General features: G+C 44.7%; 14 protein-coding genes. 10 read left to right on the plus strand and 4 right to left on the minus strand.

Translation table 11 applies throughout. The features are described from left to right. Positions 1 to 464: 464 nt before the first annotated feature. Positions 465 to 1838, plus strand: coding sequence for a 15-cis-phytoene desaturase (pds, locus tag QUB20_RS09110; RefSeq protein WP_333208211.1), 1374 nt, complete (start codon positions 465 to 467; stop codon positions 1836 to 1838). Positions 1839 to 1930: 92 nt separating this feature from the next. Then, a complete protein-coding gene (crtB, locus tag QUB20_RS09115) occupies positions 1931 to 2860 on the plus strand; it encodes a 15-cis-phytoene synthase CrtB (RefSeq protein WP_333248200.1) in 930 nt (309 codons plus the stop codon). A 155-nt stretch (positions 2861 to 3015) separates the two neighbouring features. On the opposite strand, the gene QUB20_RS09120 is transcribed toward crtB, so the two are convergent. Continuing rightward, positions 3016 to 3513, minus strand: coding sequence for a hypothetical protein (locus QUB20_RS09120; RefSeq protein WP_333248202.1), 498 nt, complete (start codon positions 3511 to 3513; stop codon positions 3016 to 3018). A 484-nt stretch (positions 3514 to 3997) separates the two neighbouring features. Next, positions 3998 to 6721 (minus strand): valine--tRNA ligase, encoded by a 2724-nt coding sequence (locus QUB20_RS09125; protein ID WP_333248204.1) that lies wholly within the window; start codon positions 6719 to 6721, stop codon positions 3998 to 4000. A gap of 329 nt (positions 6722 to 7050) precedes the next feature. Between QUB20_RS09125 and QUB20_RS09130 the strand changes: the two genes are divergently transcribed. Beyond that, on the plus strand, positions 7051 to 7428 hold the full coding sequence (locus tag QUB20_RS09130; protein WP_333154313.1) for a GxxExxY protein: 378 nt from the start codon (positions 7051 to 7053) through the stop codon (positions 7426 to 7428). Positions 7429 to 7499: 71 nt separating this feature from the next. On the opposite strand, the gene QUB20_RS09135 is transcribed toward QUB20_RS09130, so the two are convergent. Continuing rightward, entirely contained in the window at positions 7500 to 9152 is a 1653-nt protein-coding gene (locus QUB20_RS09135) for an FAD-dependent oxidoreductase (protein WP_333248207.1), read from the minus strand. A gap of 208 nt (positions 9153 to 9360) precedes the next feature. On the opposite strand from QUB20_RS09135, the gene QUB20_RS09140 reads away from it, so the two are divergent. From QUB20_RS09140 to QUB20_RS09165, 6 genes are all read left to right on the plus strand, one after another. Beyond that, positions 9361 to 9588, plus strand: a complete 228-nt coding sequence (locus QUB20_RS09140; protein WP_333248209.1) for a hypothetical protein — start codon at positions 9361 to 9363, stop codon at positions 9586 to 9588. After that, a complete protein-coding gene (locus QUB20_RS09145; protein ID WP_333248211.1) occupies positions 9588 to 9989 on the plus strand; it encodes a type II toxin-antitoxin system VapC family toxin in 402 nt (133 codons plus the stop codon). The genes QUB20_RS09140 and QUB20_RS09145 overlap by 1 nt, the downstream gene beginning before the upstream one ends. Before the next feature lie 258 nt (positions 9990 to 10247). Next, positions 10248 to 12350: a GNAT family N-acetyltransferase gene (locus QUB20_RS09150; RefSeq protein WP_333248213.1), complete on the plus strand. Its 2103-nt coding sequence runs from the start codon at positions 10248 to 10250 to the stop codon at positions 12348 to 12350. A 17-nt stretch (positions 12351 to 12367) separates the two neighbouring features. After that, positions 12368 to 12805, plus strand: a complete 438-nt coding sequence (locus tag QUB20_RS09155; protein ID WP_333248215.1) for an ASCH domain-containing protein — start codon at positions 12368 to 12370, stop codon at positions 12803 to 12805. Between the two features lie 45 nt (positions 12806 to 12850). Further along, positions 12851 to 14470 carry an AAA family ATPase gene (locus QUB20_RS09160; protein WP_333248217.1) on the plus strand — a complete coding sequence of 540 codons (1620 nt, stop codon included), beginning with the start codon at positions 12851 to 12853 and terminating at the stop codon, positions 14468 to 14470. Between the two features lie 44 nt (positions 14471 to 14514). After that, positions 14515 to 15711, plus strand: a complete 1197-nt coding sequence (locus QUB20_RS09165; protein ID WP_333248219.1) for a 5-methylcytosine restriction system specificity protein McrC — start codon at positions 14515 to 14517, stop codon at positions 15709 to 15711. 91 nt (positions 15712 to 15802) lie between these two features. Here the strand turns inward: QUB20_RS09165 and QUB20_RS09170 are convergent, their stop codons facing one another. Then, positions 15803 to 16807, minus strand: coding sequence for a phosphoribulokinase (locus tag QUB20_RS09170; protein WP_333248221.1), 1005 nt, complete (start codon positions 16805 to 16807; stop codon positions 15803 to 15805). An 864-nt stretch (positions 16808 to 17671) separates the two neighbouring features. Here QUB20_RS09170 and petH point away from each other — a divergent pair. Next, on the plus strand, positions 17672 to 18877 hold the full coding sequence (petH, locus tag QUB20_RS09175; RefSeq protein WP_333248223.1) for a ferredoxin--NADP reductase: 1206 nt from the start codon (positions 17672 to 17674) through the stop codon (positions 18875 to 18877). The last annotated feature ends 238 nt before the right edge of the window (positions 18878 to 19115 follow it).

Genomic DNA, 19115 nt, shown 5'->3' on the forward strand with positions numbered 1-19115 from the left:
GGGGACAGGAAGTAGATCGCACGTTTGCAGGGGAAAGTAGAGGAGAAGGCAGTGCCGTTTCCCTACAAATAATAGGGGGGTAGTTACATATTTCGTGCATGAAAATTGAGGATTTTGCGGTAGGGAAAGAGCACGGTGCGGTGTCCTCTTTTCCTCCGCCAGTCTTCTCGCTTACCCGGCAGTCCGCCAGGGAATGAATTCCCTGTCTACTGTCTAATAGCGAAAGTCCTCTGAAAGAGGACTGAAGAACTCATTAGTCCTCTTTCAGAGGACTTTTGCTTTGAGGCAGGGGTTTCAACCCTTGCCGGACTGTCGGGTAGGCGCGAAGACTGTCGGGTAGGCGGGTTTAACGTGTTTGTTGACACCTACGGGCAGTTCCTTGTCCCTACAGATTTTCCAAAATATTGTAACGAGTTGTAAAGTATAATGAAAACGAAGCGAACACAGAGGCCAAGTAGTATCAAATGCGAGTTGCGATCGCCGGAGCAGGCTTAGCAGGACTTTCCTGCGCTAAATATCTTACCGACGCGGGCCACACCCCCATCATCCTAGAAAGTCGGGACGTACTCGGCGGCAAAGTGGCCGCCTGGAAAGATGCAGACGGCGACTGGTATGAAACCGGCCTCCACATCTTCTTCGGTGCATACCCAAATATGCTCCAACTCTTCAAAGAACTTGACATCGAAGACCGGCTGCAATGGAAAGAGCACTCGATGATTTTCAATCAGCCGGAAACCCCCGGAACCTATTCCCGCTTTGACTTTCCCGACCTTCCGGCTCCCTTCAACGGCGTCGCAGCCATCCTGGGCAACAACGATATGCTCACCTGGCCCGAAAAAATCCGCTTCGGTATAGGTTTGATTCCGGCGATGCTTCAGGGTCAAAAATACGTCGAAGAAATGGACAAATACTCGTTTTCCGACTGGCTCAAAAAGCAAAACGTCCCCCCCAGAGTCGAAAAAGAAGTATTTATCGCCATGTCCAAGGCGCTCAACTTCATTGACCCCCACGAAATATCTGCAACCATACTGCTGACAGCCCTCAACCGCTTCTTGCAAGAGAAAAACGGCTCGAAAATGGCCTTTTTAGACGGTTCCCCCACAGAAAGGTTGTGTCAGCCGATGGTAGACTACATAACTGAGCGCGGTGGTGAAGTCCGGCTGAATGCGCCCATCGGCGAGTTTTTGCTCAACGATGACAACACGGTGCGCGGGTTCCAGATTCGGGGAGTAAAAGGGGCAGAGTCAGAAATTCTGACGGCCGATATTTACGTTTCCGCGATGCCGGTTGACCCGCTGAAGCTGATGATGCCGAAACCTTGGGGCGAAATGGATTATTTCAAACAGCTCGAAGGTTTGGAGGGAGTACCCGTCATTAATGTACACTTGTGGTTCGATCGCAAATTAACTGATATCGACCATTTGCTGTTCTCGCGATCGCCCCTGCTGAGCGTCTACGCCGACATGAGCAACACCTGCCGCGAATATGCCAACCCAGACAAATCAATGCTGGAACTGGTTTTAGCACCGGCCAAAGACTGGATCGGCAAATCTGACGAAGATATCGTCGCAGCCACAATGGTCGAGTTAGAAAAACTCTTTCCCGATCAAATCCCAGAACCAGCCAAACTGCTCAAATATCACGTAGTCAAAACCCCTCGTTCCGTCTACAAAGCAACTCCCGGACGCCAGCAGTGCCGTCCCACACAAACAACTCCCATTAGCAATTTCTATCTAACGGGGGATTATACGATGCAGCGTTATCTTGCGAGTATGGAAGGTGCCGTGCTTTCTGGTAAGCTGACAGCGCAGGCTATTTCGACGGCCAATAACAAATGAAAAATTAAGAATTTTTCATAAAGACGTAAAAAAATCTCCCGTTTTCTAAACGGGGGAAAATCAGTTCTAATCTTTAAATTTCTTATTCTCGGATGCTGCAACTGTCAAAACTCCAGTGCATGAGAACTCTGGCTTCTGTGGATGACTCTTACGAACTGTGCCGCCAAGTCACGGCGAGTTATGCCAAAAATTTTTATTTAGGCACTCAACTCATGCCCGAAGCCAAGCGTCGGGCGATTTGGGCGATTTACGTCTGGTGCCGCCGCACCGACGAACTCGTAGACGGGCCGGGTTCTGATGCAACGACCCCTGAAACCCTCAATCTGTGGGAAAAACGGCTAGAATCGGTGTTTGCCGGCCATCCTCACGACGACTACGACGTAGCGTTGGTGGATACGCTGTCTCGTTTCCCGATCGACATTGGGCCGTTTCGAGAAATGATTGCGGGCCAGCAAATGGACTTGTACCGCAGCCGCTACGAAACTTTTGAAGAGCTCAATCTTTACTGTTATCGAGTAGCGGGTACTGTAGGGCTGATGTCGATGTCTGTCATGGGTGTAGGCGAATCGAACTCCGCTGCTAACTGGAATTGGCACTGGGGGAATAGAATTCCCAAAGAAGAAGCGATAGCCCTGGGTATTGCCAAGCAGTTGACTAATATTTTGCGCGATGTCGGAGAAGACGCCCGTCGCGGCCGCATTTACATTCCCTTAGAAGACTTAGCCTTGTTTAACTACACCGAAGAAGATTTATTCAACGGTGTCATTGACAACCGCTGGCGGGAATTGATGCGGTTTCAAATTCAGCGAGCTCGCAAATTATACGCCAGCGCGGAACCGGGAATTAAAGTGCTCAGTCCCGATATTCGGTGGACAGTTTGGGCTGCTACAATGCTCTACAGCAGAATCTTAAATGCGATCGAACGCAATCAGTACGATGTTTTCCAGAAGCGGGCTTATGTTAGCAATTCTCAGAAACTGCTGTGTCTCCCCGCTGCTTGGATGAAGTCAAAAGTGCTTTAGCCTCCGGCAATTTTGCTGGCGATTCAGCAACTGGTAAGGGGTATTTGTCAAGTTACAAATTATGATGATGTTCAGCAAATTGCATATTAGGTTAGTGGGGACGCGGTAGTGGCGTGTCCCTACGTTTGGTGTGTTAATTTAAGTCAAATTATAAGTCAAATTAGTGGAGTAGCGGGCGGAATTTGCAATTGGGCGATCGAACTTTCCAACAATTGCTTTTCCTGCTGGAGTTTTGCTTCTAAATTTTGAATTTGTTCTCGGCGGGCTTCAACTTCAATCAAGCGGCGAGACAATTCTTGACTCTGCAAAGTGAGAGATTGCCGCCAATCTTCTGCTTTTTGGGCTTCTTGCTGCAAAAAATCGGGAGTAAAGCCTGTTGTTAAATATTTCTCAACTAATTGTAGTATCCAGTTTGTAGCTGCTTGAATATGCAAAATCTGGCTATTTTCGTCAACATTTGCTAATACTAGCATTCCTTCATTTAAAACATTAGTTGCAGAGTTAATTTGATTTTGACCAAAATCTGGCGGTAATGTCAAGAAACATTCTTCACTAAGAAGAGCCCAAGTATCATCAGAATTTTGGCAAGCCAGCAATTGCAGACTTATCTCGCCTAAAATTTCTTGATTTTGTACTTGGGCTAAATATAGCATAAGGGTTATTAGTAATTGGTAATTAGTTATTCGTAACTGGTAACTGGTAATTGGTTATTTGTATATATCGCTTCTAGCTGAGACTAGATCCCCCTAAATCCCCCTTAAGAAGGGGGACTTTGAGCGCTCTTGTCCCCCCTTATTAAGGGGAGTAGGGGTTGACTTTGAGCGCTCTTGTCCCCCCCTTATTAAGGGGAGTAGGGGTTTACTTTTAACCCTCTTGTCCCCCCCTTATTAAGGGGGGTTAGGGGGGATCTAGACTTCGATAAAAACAAAAGAGACGGTCTGTTTAACGTGTTTGTTGTCACTAATGGGCATAGGGAACAAGATTACAGTCAACAGTCAACTATTAAAACAACTTTAGCCGATCGCGCCTGCGGTGCGTGAGAGTCAATATTTTCGTTGGGATTCCAAGATTCTTCGCCCTCACGCACCCTACAAATTGACTAAAAACAGTCAACAGTCCACAGTCAACAGTCAACTATTAAAACAACTTTAGCCGATCGCGCAAAATCTCGGCTTGTTTTTCGGCTTCCGCCAAAGCATCCCTCGCCCCCTGAACCACATCAGGAGTAGCCTTATCCACAAACTTCTGATTAGTCAAGCGCGCCGCAGTATGCTTAATTTCAGCTTCCACTTTGCTCAACTTCTTCTCTAACTTAGCACGCAAAGCCGCCAAATCCACCACCCCAGCCAGAGGAATCAATACTTGCACAGTACCCACAACCCCAGCAATTGTCTGTCCCAAATCTGCATCCACACTAGCCGTAACTGTCAGATTTTCGACTTTTGCCAAATCCTGAATGTAAACGCCTCCATCTGAGATTATTTGGCGTTCTTTCTCGCTTTCGCTTTGCAAAATCGCCGTCACCTTCACACTGGGTTTGATATCCGAATCTGCCCGCAAATTGCGAATAGTGCGAATAGTACCGAACAACAACTCAAACTGCTGTTCCAAATCAGCATCAATTAGCGAGGAATCCGCTTCAGGATAAGCTTGCAAAGCCAAACATTGATCATCACCTGTTTGAGTCAGAGTGTGCCAAATTTCCTCAGTAATGTGTGGCATAAAAGGATGCAGTAGTTTCAGAATTCCTTCCAACACAAAAGCAAAAGTTTGCTGTGCCACTTTCTTAGAAGTTGGTTCAGCATCCTGCTGCAAGCGAGACTTGACTAACTCAATATACCAGTCACAGAAATCGCCCCAAATAAACTCATAAAGTCCCTTCGCCGCTTCCCCCAAACCGTAAGTTTCCAAACAATTGCGGCTTTGCTGCACAACTTGATTGTAGCGAGAAAGAATCCAGCGATCGCACAATTCCAAACCACCTCCCCCAGAAGGACTTCCCAACTGCTGTGGCGTCTGTCCCTCCAAGTTCATCATCACAAACCGCGCGGCATTCCACAACTTATTCGTGAAGTTCCGCGAAGCTTCCACTGATTTCGATTCATCAGTTTTGCGATCGTACTCCATACGAATATTTTGACCCGCCCCAACCACTTCCTTAACCAAAGTGTAGCGCAAAGCATCAGTACCGTATTTACCAATCAACAGCAGCGGGTCGATACCGTTATTTTTACTCTTAGACATTTTCTGACCGTTTTCATCCAACACCAAACCGTGAATGTAAACAGTATCAAAAGGCATCTTTTCAGTAAAATGTCCGGCCATCATCGTCATTCTAGCAACCCAGAAAAAGATGATATCAAAACCTGTTACCAAAGTAGTTGTGGGATAGTAAAAGTCCAAATCTTTAGTTTCGTCCGGCCATCCCAAAGTTGAGAAAGGCCACAACCCGGACGAAAACCAAGTATCCAATACGTCTGGATCTCTTGCTAACTGCACGTCATTACCAAATTTAGCCGTAGCTTTTTCCTTAGCTTCAGCTTCAGTTTTTGCCACCACAAACGGCGTTGTATCAGTAATTTCTCCTTGGGTTTCGCTAACAGCATACCAAGCCGGGATTTGGTGTCCCCACCACAATTGTCTGGAGATACACCAATCCTTCAGCTTCACCAACCAATCGCGATAAACCTTTGTCCATCTTTCAGGAACAAAGACTGGTGAGTTACTTTGATCTAATGCTTCTAAAGCGCGTTGAGAAAGAGGATCGATCTTCACAAACCATTGCGTAGATATCAAAGGTTCGACCGGAACTTTGCCGCGTTCGCTGTAGGGAACTGTATGCTTATAATCTTCTATTTTAACCAAAACCCCGTCACTTTCTAACCGCTGCACCACATTTTTTCGGGCAACAAATCGGTCTTGTCCCTGGAACTCTCCGGCATTTTCATTTAAAGTGCCGTCCTTATTCATGATGTTAATAAACGGCAAATTGTGACGCTTACCCATCTCGAAGTCATTCGGATCGTGGGCGGGTGTCACCTTGACACAACCTGTTCCGAAAGTCGGATCGACAAACTCATCAGCAATGATTGGGATTTCGCGATTCACGATCGGCAAAGTCACAGTTTTACCGATAAGATGTTTGTAGCGATCGTCCTGTGGATTCACCGCCACCCCAGTATCCCCCAACATCGTTTCCGGCCGAGTCGTCGCCACCTCCAAATAACCAGAACCGTCCGTCAAAGGATAGCGGAAATGCCACAAATGGCCCTCAACTTCCTGCTGGTCTACCTCCAAATCCGACACAGCAGACTGACTCGCCGGACACCAATTCACCAGGTAATTGCCGCGATAAATCAGCCCCTCATCGTACAGACGGACAAACGCTTCTAAAACCGCAGCGGATAAGCCTTCATCCATCGTAAAGCGTTCGCGCGACCAATCGACAGACACGCCCAAACTGCGTAATTGATTAGTAATAGTATTGCCCGATTCAGCTTTCCACTCCCAGGCCCGTTCCAAGAATTTTTCTCTGCCTAAATCGTGGCGAGTTTTGCCTTCTGCTTTGAGTTGCTTTTCGAGAATAGTTTGAACTGCGATGCTAGCATGATCCGTTCCCGGCAACCACAGCGTATTGCGTCCAGTCATGCGGTGATAGCGGACGAGGACATCAATCAGCGTCTCTTCAAAAGCGTGTCCCATGTGGAGGCTGCCGGTGACGTTGGGTGGCGGGATAACGACGCAGTAAGGTTCGCCGCCTTTTTCGGGGTCAGCTTTGAAGGTTTGGTTGTCTTCCCAGTATTTTTGCCATTTGGTTTCGGTGGCTTGGGGGTCGTATTGGGGTGGTAGGTTTGCGGTCATTGGCGAGAGGGTGCAGGTTTTATATATAAGATTGTGCCACAGCGGGGGGAGGAGAAGAGGTTTGAACCGCAGAGGGCGCAGAGGGCGCAGAGGGAAGAGTGTTGCGAGGGTTTTGGATGTCGTAAAAAAACCTTTCATCCCTCCCCTCTCTGCGCTCTCTGTGTTCTCTGCGGTAAAATCCTCTTAATATCTATTCACCTCTTTACAATCCACTCCATTAAGAGAAGAGTTTTGAACCGCAGAGGGCGCAGAGGGCGCAGAGGGAAGAGTGTGGGGAGGGTTTTGGATTATGATTGTGATTATTGGTTTGAGAAGAGGAGAGAAGAGAGTTGGAAGATGATCTGAATGAGTTGACTTATGCGGTGATTGGGGCGGCGATGGAGGTTCATAAGGAGTTGGGGCCGGGTTTTTTGGAAGCGGTATATGAGAATTCGTTGCGTGAAGAACTCGCTCTCCGGGGAATTCCTTTTGACCCTCAACCTACGGTGAATGTCCTTTACAAGGGTGTTGTGGTTGGGGAAGGCAGATACGATATGCTGGTTGCCAACACTCTTGTTATTGAATTAAAGTCAGTCCAAACTATACTTCCTATCCATGAGGCTCAAGTTATATCATACCTGAAAATGACTGGTTATCCTCTAGCCCTTCTCATCAACTTTAATGTCCGCTTTTTAAAAGAAGGAATTCGCCGCCTCATCCTGTCGTAAAAAAACCTCTCATCCCTCCCCTCTCTGCGCTCTCTGCGCTCTCTGCGGTAAAGTTCTCTTAATATCTCTAATTATTTCACCTCCTTATAATCCACCCCATAACTCGTATCTCTCCCAGACAAATACGTCTTTTTCCCCGTTAAAGTCTCCAGAGTTTTTTTCGTTTCAGCCGAAGTAATCGAATTCAGCGGCACACCGAACTTGCTAGCCAAACCCGCCGCCACGCCCACACCTTGTCCTTGATAAATATTCACCGTTGCTATTCGCCCGACGGATACAGCCATACCGACATAACCGGACGATCGCCCAACAATGGCTAAATTATTCACTTTGCTAGCCAAAGCGCTTTCTATCCCGAAATTATAGACTGGTAGCGGCGGAATTCTCGTAGATAAATGCTTGACTCCGCCCCGCATATCGAAATCGTAGGAAAAACTGCCGATCGACTTTCCGGGTACTGTTCCCCCTTTGATAATCTCCTTCCCCGTCAGCGGATCTACCACCTCGCGAACGTTCAAACTTTGCCTGATATAAATCTCGTCTGGAATAAATACTCTCACATCTTTACCCGACTTCTTTTGTAGCCAGTGTTGGAGATGTGACATTTCTCTAATCATTTCAGGAGTCGGTTTTCTGCCGTTAGCTTCCATCTTCATGATTTGGTCAACTTGGTATTTAAACAGAAACCCGTTCCAGGACAGCACATTTTTGTTATAAACGCAGACATTGCCTTTATCAAAAAAGAATCCTTTATTTTGACTAAAGGGCAGATTTCTATCTATGTGATATGCTGCTCCTATAGCTACACTTCTGATGTCGTAGCCGTCTGTATATGGCTGATAAATCGTACTCCAAAAATTCTTCAGCCAGAATTTTGTACTGGCTGGATCTTTATATTTTGTAATGCTTTCTTTAATCTTTTTTACCAAAAGCCGATTGTATAGAATGTCATCTTCTATTCTGCGGAATTCGGACATCGTTATACCTGTAATTGTCGGAACTACAGAGACTGCTAAAGTTTCATTTTTGGATTTTATATTTTGAGATTCATATCCTGTATAATAAGATAATCCGGCTTTTCTGGCTAATTCAGCGTCTTGAGTTACGTCAATAAAAGAGTTGGCTTTAATTCTTAAGCTACTGCCTTTTACTTGGGCATATTCGATTTTTTTATCTACGACGTGGGGAGTAAGAGTTGAGTTGGAAATAACTCTGACTTTTGCTGCTGAAAGCATTTGTCTGAGAGCTTGATCTGCCCTTTTTGGGTCTAAGCAAGATTCGCGCGCATTCGCTTTATCTAAGAATTCCTTAAAACATTGGGCGTAGGGTTGGCGGCGCCAATTGGGGATTTTATCTAAATCGATGTAAGCTAAACCGCCGCGGGTGAGTAAGCCGCCCAAAGGAGCTCTTCCGTAGTTCGATCGCACGATCGCAACTTTGCCCTTTGGGCCTAAAGTTTTCTTAGCCCATATCGCCGCACATATCCCCGGTACTTCATCACCATATACTACTACATCAAAGGTTTGCTCTGGTGGTTTTTTGGGAAGTACCGGAGGCGGGCTGCTGGATTTTTGCTGCAGAGTTCCATTGTCTAAGGTGGCACTTGCTGGGTTTCTATTTGCGATATAATTTTCTATTTCTCTGAAAGGCGGATAATTAAGTAAAAGTTTTAGGGCGGCAAAGATGATTGCAATTGAAGCTAATTTCTTGAAAGTAGAGAGCATTCAGTTGACTCGTTTATAAATTTGCATTACCTGAAAGCGCAGTTCAGGGTTTACGGAGTTGAATATAGCACGTTTAGATTGTTTCGACACAAGTTTAAATTTTCCGGGAACCGTGGTAAACGAATCTTCTCAACCCAAACCTGGTGATGCTGTCCTTGGCAGCCAAAATGCTACAATTACACCAATCACAAATTGAAACATAACAAACATGACTTTTGAGGCGGTTTTAAATCTAGTTAAGCACTTGTCTCTAGCCGAAAAGTTACGATTGATTAAGTGGATTGTTCCTGAAATAGAACGAGAATTAGTGGTTCGGCCCGCTCCCCGCAAATCATTGTGGGGTTTATGTGCTGACTTGGGAATTGCACCCTCTGCCGCTGATATAGATGAAGCTCGCAGCGAAGAATGGGCGAATTTCCCAAGGGAGGATTTCTAATGCTGCGTGCTGTAGCTGATACTCATGCTGTGATCTGGTATATCTTTGCGGATTCGCGACTTTCGGTGACTGCTAGAACGACAATAGAAGAGATAGCTGCCGAGGGAAATCAGGTGGCTTTTTCATCAATTACATTAGCAGAAATTGTCTATCTGAGCGAGAGAGGGCGGATTAATTCAACTACTCTCGATCTATTATTGAGAGAAGTTGAGAGCGATGATGCCTTATTGGTTGAAATTCCTTTCGATCGCAATATAGCTTTGACTTTAAGGCAAGTTGACCGATCGCAAATTCCCGATTTGCCCGATCGCATTATTGCTGCTACTGCTTTGTATCTTAATGTACCCGTTATTAGTCGCGATCGCCGGATTCAATTATCGAGTATAGACACAGTTTGGTAAATCTGAGTCACTGGGCGCAAGTTTAAATTTTCCGGGAACTGTTGTTAGCGGTTTTGCCTGTGTTACTGGTTTGGCAGGGCTATTGATGTGGGTAAGGATGGTGGGTGCGATCAAACTTATATGACTCCCGACTTTCCCAGCGGCTTGTAATGTGATACTGAGAGGGAAGGAAAGGCGAGATAGCAACCCAAATCATTGACTCAGTGGTAAAGTTAGATCAAACTGAGGTAGGGCGGAAACTTGAGGAGGTACAAACAAGTGACAGCAAAAACACAGGTGACGATCGAAGCAATTGACCATACATCCCCTCATTTGCAAACCGTTATAGCACTAGGTGATGCCAATAAAAAAACTCTGGGCTTGTTACCAAGAGATGCTTTTGTAGAATACGCAATCAAGCGTATGATTCTTGTGGCTATCGATGCAGAGCAAAATTGTATTGGTTATCTGCTATACCGGAAGGCGCTCCGAAAACACGCAATTGTTATCGTTCATCTTTGCGTCAATCCGTCATGGCGCAGCAAAGATATTGCTAAAAAGCTAGTTAATTACTTAAGTCAAAAAACTCAGGATTTTTATCGCCTTGAGCTTAAATGTCGCCGCGATTATGGCCTAGACGGAATGTGGTCTAAATTAGGTTTTGTTCCCTTAAATGAAAAAACAGGCAAAAGTAAGGATGGTAAACTTCTTACAGTTTGGTGGCTAGAACACAATCATCCCAGCATATTTTCTTATGCTGCAAATCAGAAACTTGAATCTAAACTGTGTGCGGTCATCGATACAAGCGTTTTCTTAGAATTACACGGAAATAAGGAGCTTAAAACTACCGAATCGGACTCTCTGCTGGCTGATTGGTTGCAGGATGACTTGGAGTTATGCATCACTGATGAAATTTTCAAATCAATTAACAGAATTGATAATGCTACTTTAAGAGATAGCAAACGTTCCCTGGCTAATAGTTTTACTCAGTTGTTGTACGAGAAAACGCGGCTTGAAAGTATTTTACCTTCTATCGATCAACTTTTGACCGAGCAATCTGTAATTTTTGATAGAGCTACAATAAGTCAGTTAGCTATAACTATTGCTTCGGATTCCCAGGTCTTTGTTACTCGCAACACAGAAATTTTGAAATTAGCTGATGAACTTTATAATAAATTTACACTTGAAGTAATTAGCCCAACAAATTTAATTTTAAAATTTGATGAGATTCGCAGAAATGTTGAATATCAGCCCGTTCGCTTGGCAGGTACATCTGTCAAGATGAAACTCATTCAGAGATTTGAACAATCTCGATTACTTGATAGTTTTTACGCTAGTGAACAGGGCGAGAGCGAGGGAGATTTTAAACAAAGGCTGCGCCATGTTATTGCCAATCAAGATAAATTTAAGTGTTATGTTTTTTTAGAAAATGAAAATCTCCCCCTGGCTTTAATTGTTTTTGATCGACAGCAAGCTTGCGAACTAAAAGTGACAATAATGCGAGTTCGTCCAGGCGCTATAGCAGCTACACTGGCACGGTACTTGGTTTTTTATTCTATATCGCTCTCAGCCAAGGAAAATCGACAGTTTACCAGAATTATTGACCCGTATCTGGAAGAAACAGTTTTACAAGCTATTCAAGAAGATGCTTTTGTTCGAGTTAATGATGGGTATTTGAAGGCGAATATTGCTGTCGCAAAAACAGCCGAAGAACTATCTAAGGAACTTGCAGAGTTAAGTAATTTAGGAGAGGAATACAATTTTTGCCTTAAGATTGCACAGACTCTTAATACCAGCGAATTAACTCAAGATATAATAACCATGTCTGAGCTTGAACGTCACCTTTGGCCAGCTAAAATTATTAATGCTGACTTGCCTACATTCATTATTCCTATTCAACCCACATGGGCAAAAGATTTGTTTGATGAAGAGTTGGCTAACCAGTTCCTCTTGGACTCTCAAGCTGATCTAGCGCTAAGACGCGAACTGGTGTACTATAAGCGAAATAATGGTGGGTTAAGACCTGGTGTTATTGGTAGAATTTTATGGTATGTTAGTTCCGATACATCATTTACTTTTGGAACCAAAGAGGTTAAAGCTTGCTCTAGGTTAGATGAAGTTATCATAGACAAGCCGGAAAAATTATATAGACAGTTTCGCCGTTTAGGTATATATGAATTAAAAGATTTAATGACAATAGTAAAAAACCAACCCGATGAAGATATTATGGCTATAAGATTTAGTGATACCAAGATTTTCACTAAACCGCTGACATTAAACCGGCTTCGGGAAATACTTGGAAATAAAACAACGGTTCAAAGTCTATTTAAGATTTCAAAGGAACAATTCGGAATCATATATAATCAAGGAACCGCGATTTAAAGAAAGGATTGTAACCGATGTCAAGTATCTTGCTATTATCTATTCGGCCGGAATACGCCAAGAAAATATTCGACAGTAATAAGACAGTTGAATTGCGGCGCGTCCGCCCTCGATTATTGAAAGAAGGCGATCTGGTATTAATTTATGTTTCCTCCCCGGAAAAAGCTGTATTCGGTTCATTCAAAGTGGATAATATTATAGAAAAACCAATTGCAGAACTTTGGGAGGAGGTTGAAGACAAAGCGGGCATTTCCTGGGAAACTTTTTATGACTATTATCAAGGTACAAAAACAGGTATTGGAATTTTTTTAAAAGAGATTCACAAGTTTAGCCAACCAGTAGACTTACAGCGTTTAAGAAAAAAGTTACCTGAGCTTAAACCACCACAAAGTTATCGTTACATTACGGATAAACAGTTTAAAATGGTCAAGGATTTAGGAGGATGTTCCAGATAAATATTTACTACAAGAATTTAATAATCAACAGTTGGCAAGAGCAGTATGCTAGCGGAAAAAAAAGCTGAGTTTGTCAGGCTATTTCAGGAATTTGTCAGCTCATATCCCTACACTCCCGATGGGTTGCATCACACAGCCGCTTACAAGAAGCAGCGTCAGCAGGGGCGTCGCAATTTTGAAGCGATCGCTGCTGCTGCTGAGTCTGGAGAAGATGTGACTGAATCTGTATTCTTGCAACTTCTACCTTACCAAGACTCTCCTACTAATCGAAAAAGAGGAGCCTGGATTCATATTAATCCGTGCATCCAAAAAAAGTTAGTATTGCATTCAAAATTGTATAAACTAGACGAATGGTCAATACTTCCCGTGAGACCAAGAATTGCCGACTATATTATCTATTTCGTCGGCTCTTGTAACGAGGAGCCGAGTCGGCTATATTCACTCTGTAGAGATTTTTTAGAAATCCCAGTATCCTTGTTTGGCAAGATCTGCCAGATAGGAATGCTAACACCTATCCTCAATGCTCTCCGTCCCGATGACTTTCTCGCGATTAATGATAAGTCAATACAGGTTATTAACTATTTCGCCAATACTTCGTATAGCAAACAGCTAATAGACTACTTCTCTGCTAACTTAACCGGACACGAGCTGATTAAAGAATTAACTAAAGAAATGCACCAAACTGGCGTTCCCTCTATTCGAGATGACGATCTATTTGATATGTTTTCCCACTGGCTTGTAGAGATAAAAAAATATGACTTTCCTAGTAACGAAGTGCCATTAGTCGATGAGGCAATTGTGTTGGAATACGCTGTAAAAGAAGTACAGTTGCAACCGGAATATCTTTTGAACCAATGTGCCGAAGAAACTGGCTTTGACGAAACAGAACTAAACCGCTGGATACGCGCCATTAACCGCAAGCAACAAGCCATCCTACAAGGCCCGCCCGGAACCGGAAAAACCTTCATTTCCGAAAAACTAGCCAAACATTTAATCGGTGGCGGCGATGGATTCTGGGAACTGATACAATTTCATCCAGCTTATACTTATGAAGACTTTATTCAAGGCATCCGCCCGCAAAGTCAAGATGGGCAATTAACATATCCCATAGTTCCCGGCAGATTCCTCGAATTTTGCACCAAAGCTGAGTCTTGTCAAGACATTTGCGTTCTGATTATTGATGAAATTAATCGCGCAAATTTATCTCAGGTATTTGGAGAGTTGATGTATTTGCTTGATGACCGCGAGCGCACTGTTAAACTAGCCAGCGGTACACCCTTTAAAATTCCTACAAATGTTCGCATCATCGGCACAATGAACACAGCAGACCGTTCTATTGCCTTAGTCGATAACGCACTCCGCCGCCGCTTCGCATTCATTCCCGTCTATCCAAACTATGAAGTGCTGCGACAGTATCACCAAAGAGAGAAAACAGGTTTTCCAGTTGATAAATTAACTAGCATTCTAAAAGATGTCAATCGCGCAATTAACAACAAACACTATGAATTAGGCATCTCCTTCTTTTTGACAAAAACCTTAGCTGAAGATATCCAAGATATTTGGCAAATGGAAATTGAGCCATACCTCGAAGAATACTTCTTTGATAACCTGGAAAAAATGGATGAGTTTCTCTGGGAGAATATCAAGACAAAATTGGGCTATTGACAATCTAACCCCGATACCGTGGCGTTACCGCATCCACCACAATTATGAAACCAGAATCCCGCCGAATTATCGAACTTACAGAATATCAATTAGCAACTTTTGACAAAGACTCAATCCCCGAATCAGTCGGACAAAAAATCTACCAGAATTATGCCAAGGAAATAGATATAGAATTTCCCAACCCTAAAACAAAATATCAATGGCACTTAAAATCTAAAGGCAGAGTTGGCAACATTCCCATCACTCCAGAATTTCACATCGCCATCCGCCCAAAAGTTCCCATAAACAACCTCTTCGGAATGATTGACTATGCCTACAACCTTAATATAAAATTTCCCCAAGGCTCGATTCAGTGCCAATCTTTACAAGAAAGTTACGAGAGATTAGCTAACATTCTTGCCCACAAAATTCTAGAACGCTGTCGCAAAGGATTATATCGCGATTACTTATCCAAAACCGAAAGACTCGCCTACATTCGCGGCCGCGTCGATTTGCGGTCAGCCCTGCAAAAACCTTGGGATGTTAAACTAAAATGCCACTACAACGAACAAACAGGCGACATCGAAGATAATCAAATTCTGGCTTGGACACTATTCATCATTGGCCGCAGCGGTTTGTGCCGTGAATCTGTTTCATCCACTGTGCGAAAAGCCTTTCACGCACTCCAAGGATTTGTTACATTAAAACCTTTTAAATCCGAAGCTTGTATTGATAGAAATTATCACCGTTTGAATCAAGATTATCAACTTTTACACGCTTTATGTCGATTCTTTTTAGATAACACAGGGCCGAGTCACGAAAGTGGCGATCGCGAAATGCTCCCTTTTCTCATAGACATGGCTAATTTATATGAACAATTTGTCGCTGAATGGCTCAAAGCAAATACACCAAAAGGCTTTTTTGTCAAACAACAACACCGAGTCACACATGACAAAAACTATTTCGATCGGATTGACTTACTGCTGTGCGATATTGCAACAAGTAAAGTCCAGTATGTCCTCGATACAAAATACAAAGCTCCCGATAAAGTAGGCAGTGATGACCGTCATCAAATAGTTGCTTACGCCAATGCCTTAAAGTGCCAAAATGCAATTCTCGTCTACCCGCAAAACCTCACACAGCCACTAGATATAAAAAATGACGATATTCGAGTTCGCAGTCTAACTTTTTCCCTAGATAGCGACCTGAATGAAGCCGGAAAAACCTTCTTAGACTCTCTACTTCCACACCCCCTCCCCTAACTCTACTCTGCGCCCTCTGCGCCCTCTGCGGTTCATTTCTCCACAAAAAAAGAGGCGCGATTGCGCCTCCCAAATCTTTCATGTCAGGGTTCTAAACACTCATAGCCACTTTCGCTTCTTTTGCAGTCAACTTCTCGTAAGTCGCCCGCATCTTCAATCCGACTAACACTTGGAACAAACCAGTTCCATTGTTAGAACCAGGATACTCGCGGTGCTGGAGCAACAGGTGAGTTAACTCGCCTTCATACTTCGCAGAAGTCTTGCTCAAATGGCTTTCGATGTAAATAACTTCTTCGAGATTCTCGAATTGACCATCTACTTCTAAAATCGAGACTTCGTGACCGTAGAAAGCATCGGGCCCGTAGTACATCTTAATTCCGGGATAGGAACAAGTCAGCTTGCGGCCGCAAGGAACCCAGTTAATTGTTGAACCTTCGTCAAACAAATACGCAGGCTCAAAATTGGCGATGCCTTCGCGCTGGATCATTTGCACGCGCAAAACTTTCCGCTCTTTGTCATCTTTGATCAAGTTGGTCGGCAACACTTGAATTACCACATCAGCATATTGCTTTTGTGGGTCGATGTAGGCGGTAAAGTCCGGTTTGCGAGCATTGATGGCAAACAGCACGTCTTCGTAACGGTGGCCCCGTTCCGCCATGTCGCGCTGGATTTTCCAAGCAATTTTTACCTCGTCGCTGATGTCGAGGTAGACGCTGAAGTCGATGAGCGATCGAACTCGCTCGTCGTACAGCGGATGCAGCCCTTCAATCACAATCACGTGATTCGGCTCTACCCTTTCGGGCGGGTCGATCATACCGGTTTCGTGGTTGTAAATCGGCTTGTCGATCGCATGACCTTCTTTGAGCGCCTTCATTTGCTCTGCCATCAGGTCAAAATTGTTGGCTCTGGGGTCAAGGGCTGTAATCCCTGTTTCCTTGCGCTGCTTGCGATCGAGACAATGATAGTCATCAAGGCAGATTACAGTAACGAAATCTTCCCCGAACAAATCTGTCAATCGGCGTAAAAAAGTAGATTTTCCGCATCCGGAATCTCCGGCAACGCCAATTAAAACCACGCGATCCGGCTTACTTGTCATAGTTTCCCTCTAACAAAATCACTGTTTACTAACTAACTCAAGTCTAGATTCCACAAAATTTCAGCCCGCAGGTAGCGGCAAGCAGGCTTTGTGCTGCTGTGCTACCGCGATAGCATCGAGTTCTCACCAGCATACAGCAGTGAGTTGATTGCCTGCCCGGGAAGACCCAAGCAATCTTCAAGGCAAGTAATTAATAGCTTGTAAAAGTATAGTCATTTATGTATGACATGGGAGGCGTGAATCCCTCCCCTTTCTTTTTTACTTCGAGCGGATTGACCCGCCTGGGCTGAACTACGCAGCTCCCTATCCCATCGCACAAGGCATTTGGGATTGCTTGGGGCATAAGATCCTAATATCTATTAACACTAACTTTAGTAGTTGATCTTACCAGAATGCGATCGCCCACTACAAGCTCAACGTCGATAGATTTTAGATTTTAGATTTTAGATTTTAGATTGTAGAATTGACCCGTCAGTCAGCCTGGGAGTCATAAATCCAGGATCTTGTACCTGGCTGCTTTCGGTCAATAGGAGCTATTTGTTGCCCGATGCCACACTCCATCACCGATCGGCAATCAAAACGACTTATCGGGGCAGATCCCCCGATCGGGTAAAATATTGGCAGTACGCAGACAACAATAGCTATAGGTCAACAGCCGAACGCAAAGCGGGCTCGGTGAGCGCGGCGTTCGGCTAGTAGGGATTTGATACGCGAGCGATCGCAACTTCAACCTTCCCGCCGGCGTGGCGAGGCCCAAAAATTGGCGAGGCCAATTAGTCCCGATGGCCTTAAGAAAAAAGTAAATTGAGTCTAACGTCACATTCTCTTTCTTTATAACTCTGTATCGTGAAGGAAAATCAACCAATGTACAGCCCAAGCATATCTGGTGTGGCGGCCAACTCAGAATCAGGCAGCCGCATCTTTGTTTACGAAGTGGAGGGTATGCGTCAGAGCCAAGCAACTGACCAAATAAGTAACCCGATTCGCCGTAGCGGCAGCGTATTTATCTCCGTGCCCTACGATCGCATGAATCAGGAAATGCGCCGGATTGCTCGGATGGGTGGAAGAATTGTCAGCATCCGCCCCTCAAACAGCGCTCCCGAAACAAATGGCAAAGTCGCACCAGAAGCAGGGCTACAGAGTCAGAAATCTGGAGAAGAAACTAAGCCCATGACTCAAGCCAAGGAAAAAGTTCAGGTTCCTGTCAACCTCTACAAACCGGCCAATCCCTATATTGGTAAGTGCATTTCTACAGAAGAATTAGTCAGAGAAGGCGGCGACGGCACAGTTCGCCACGTCACCTTCGACATTTCTGGAGGCAATTTGCACTATCTCGAAGGTCAAAGTATCGGGATTATTCCTGATGGCACGGATAAAAACGGCAAACCTCACAAAATTCGGCTTTACTCGATCGCCTCCACCCGTCACGGCGACCACCTCGACGACAAAACAGTCTCGCTGTGCGTCCGCCGCCTAGAGTACAAAAGCCCAGAGACTGGCGAACAAGTGTTCGGCGTTTGTTCGACTTTTCTCACCGGTTTGCAACCGGGGGATGATGTCAAAATCACCGGCCCCGTAGGCAAGGAAATGCTGTTGCCCGACGACGAGGAAGCCACCATTATTATGATGGGTACCGGTACAGGTATTGCTCCTTTCCGGGCTTATTTGTGGCGGATGTTTAAAGAAAACAATCCCGATTACAAATTCAGAGGTTTAGCTTGGTTGTTCTTTGGAGTTGCTTACACTCCCAACATTCTTTATAAGGAAGAGTTGGAGCAATTGCAGCGCGAGTTCCCCGATAATTTCCGCTTGACTTATGCCATCAGCCGCGAGCAAAAGAATGTTGACGGCGGCAAGATGTACATTCAAAACCGGATTCAAGAGAACGCAGACCAATTGTGGGAATTGGTTCAAAAGCCGAATACTCACACTTATATCTGCGGTTTGAAGGGTATGGAAGGCGGAATTGATGAGGGAATGTCGGCGGCGGCTGGCAAGCACGGCGTTGACTGGGCTGGCTATCAGAAACAGTTGAAAAAAGACCACCGTTGGCACGTTGAAACTTATTAATGTGTTACCTGATTTAATCTGATTTGTAGGGTGGGCTGAGCTCGCCCTACAATTGTTTTTAGGGCAATTATATCGGGGAGCATCTCACTTTTGCAGCCAAGCTACAAATTGGAGTTAGGAGCCAGGAGCCAGGAGCCAGGAGGAAAGAGGAAGAAGGAAGAAGGAAGAAGGAAGGAACCATAAGAAGTGTTTTTACAAATATGAGATGCTCCCTTATATCGGACTTGTAAGGTACTGA

Origin of the sequence: Microcoleus sp. B4-C2 (assembly GCF_036705265.1) — a bacterium.
Classification (GTDB): Bacteria; Cyanobacteriota; Cyanobacteriia; order Cyanobacteriales; family Microcoleaceae; genus Microcoleus.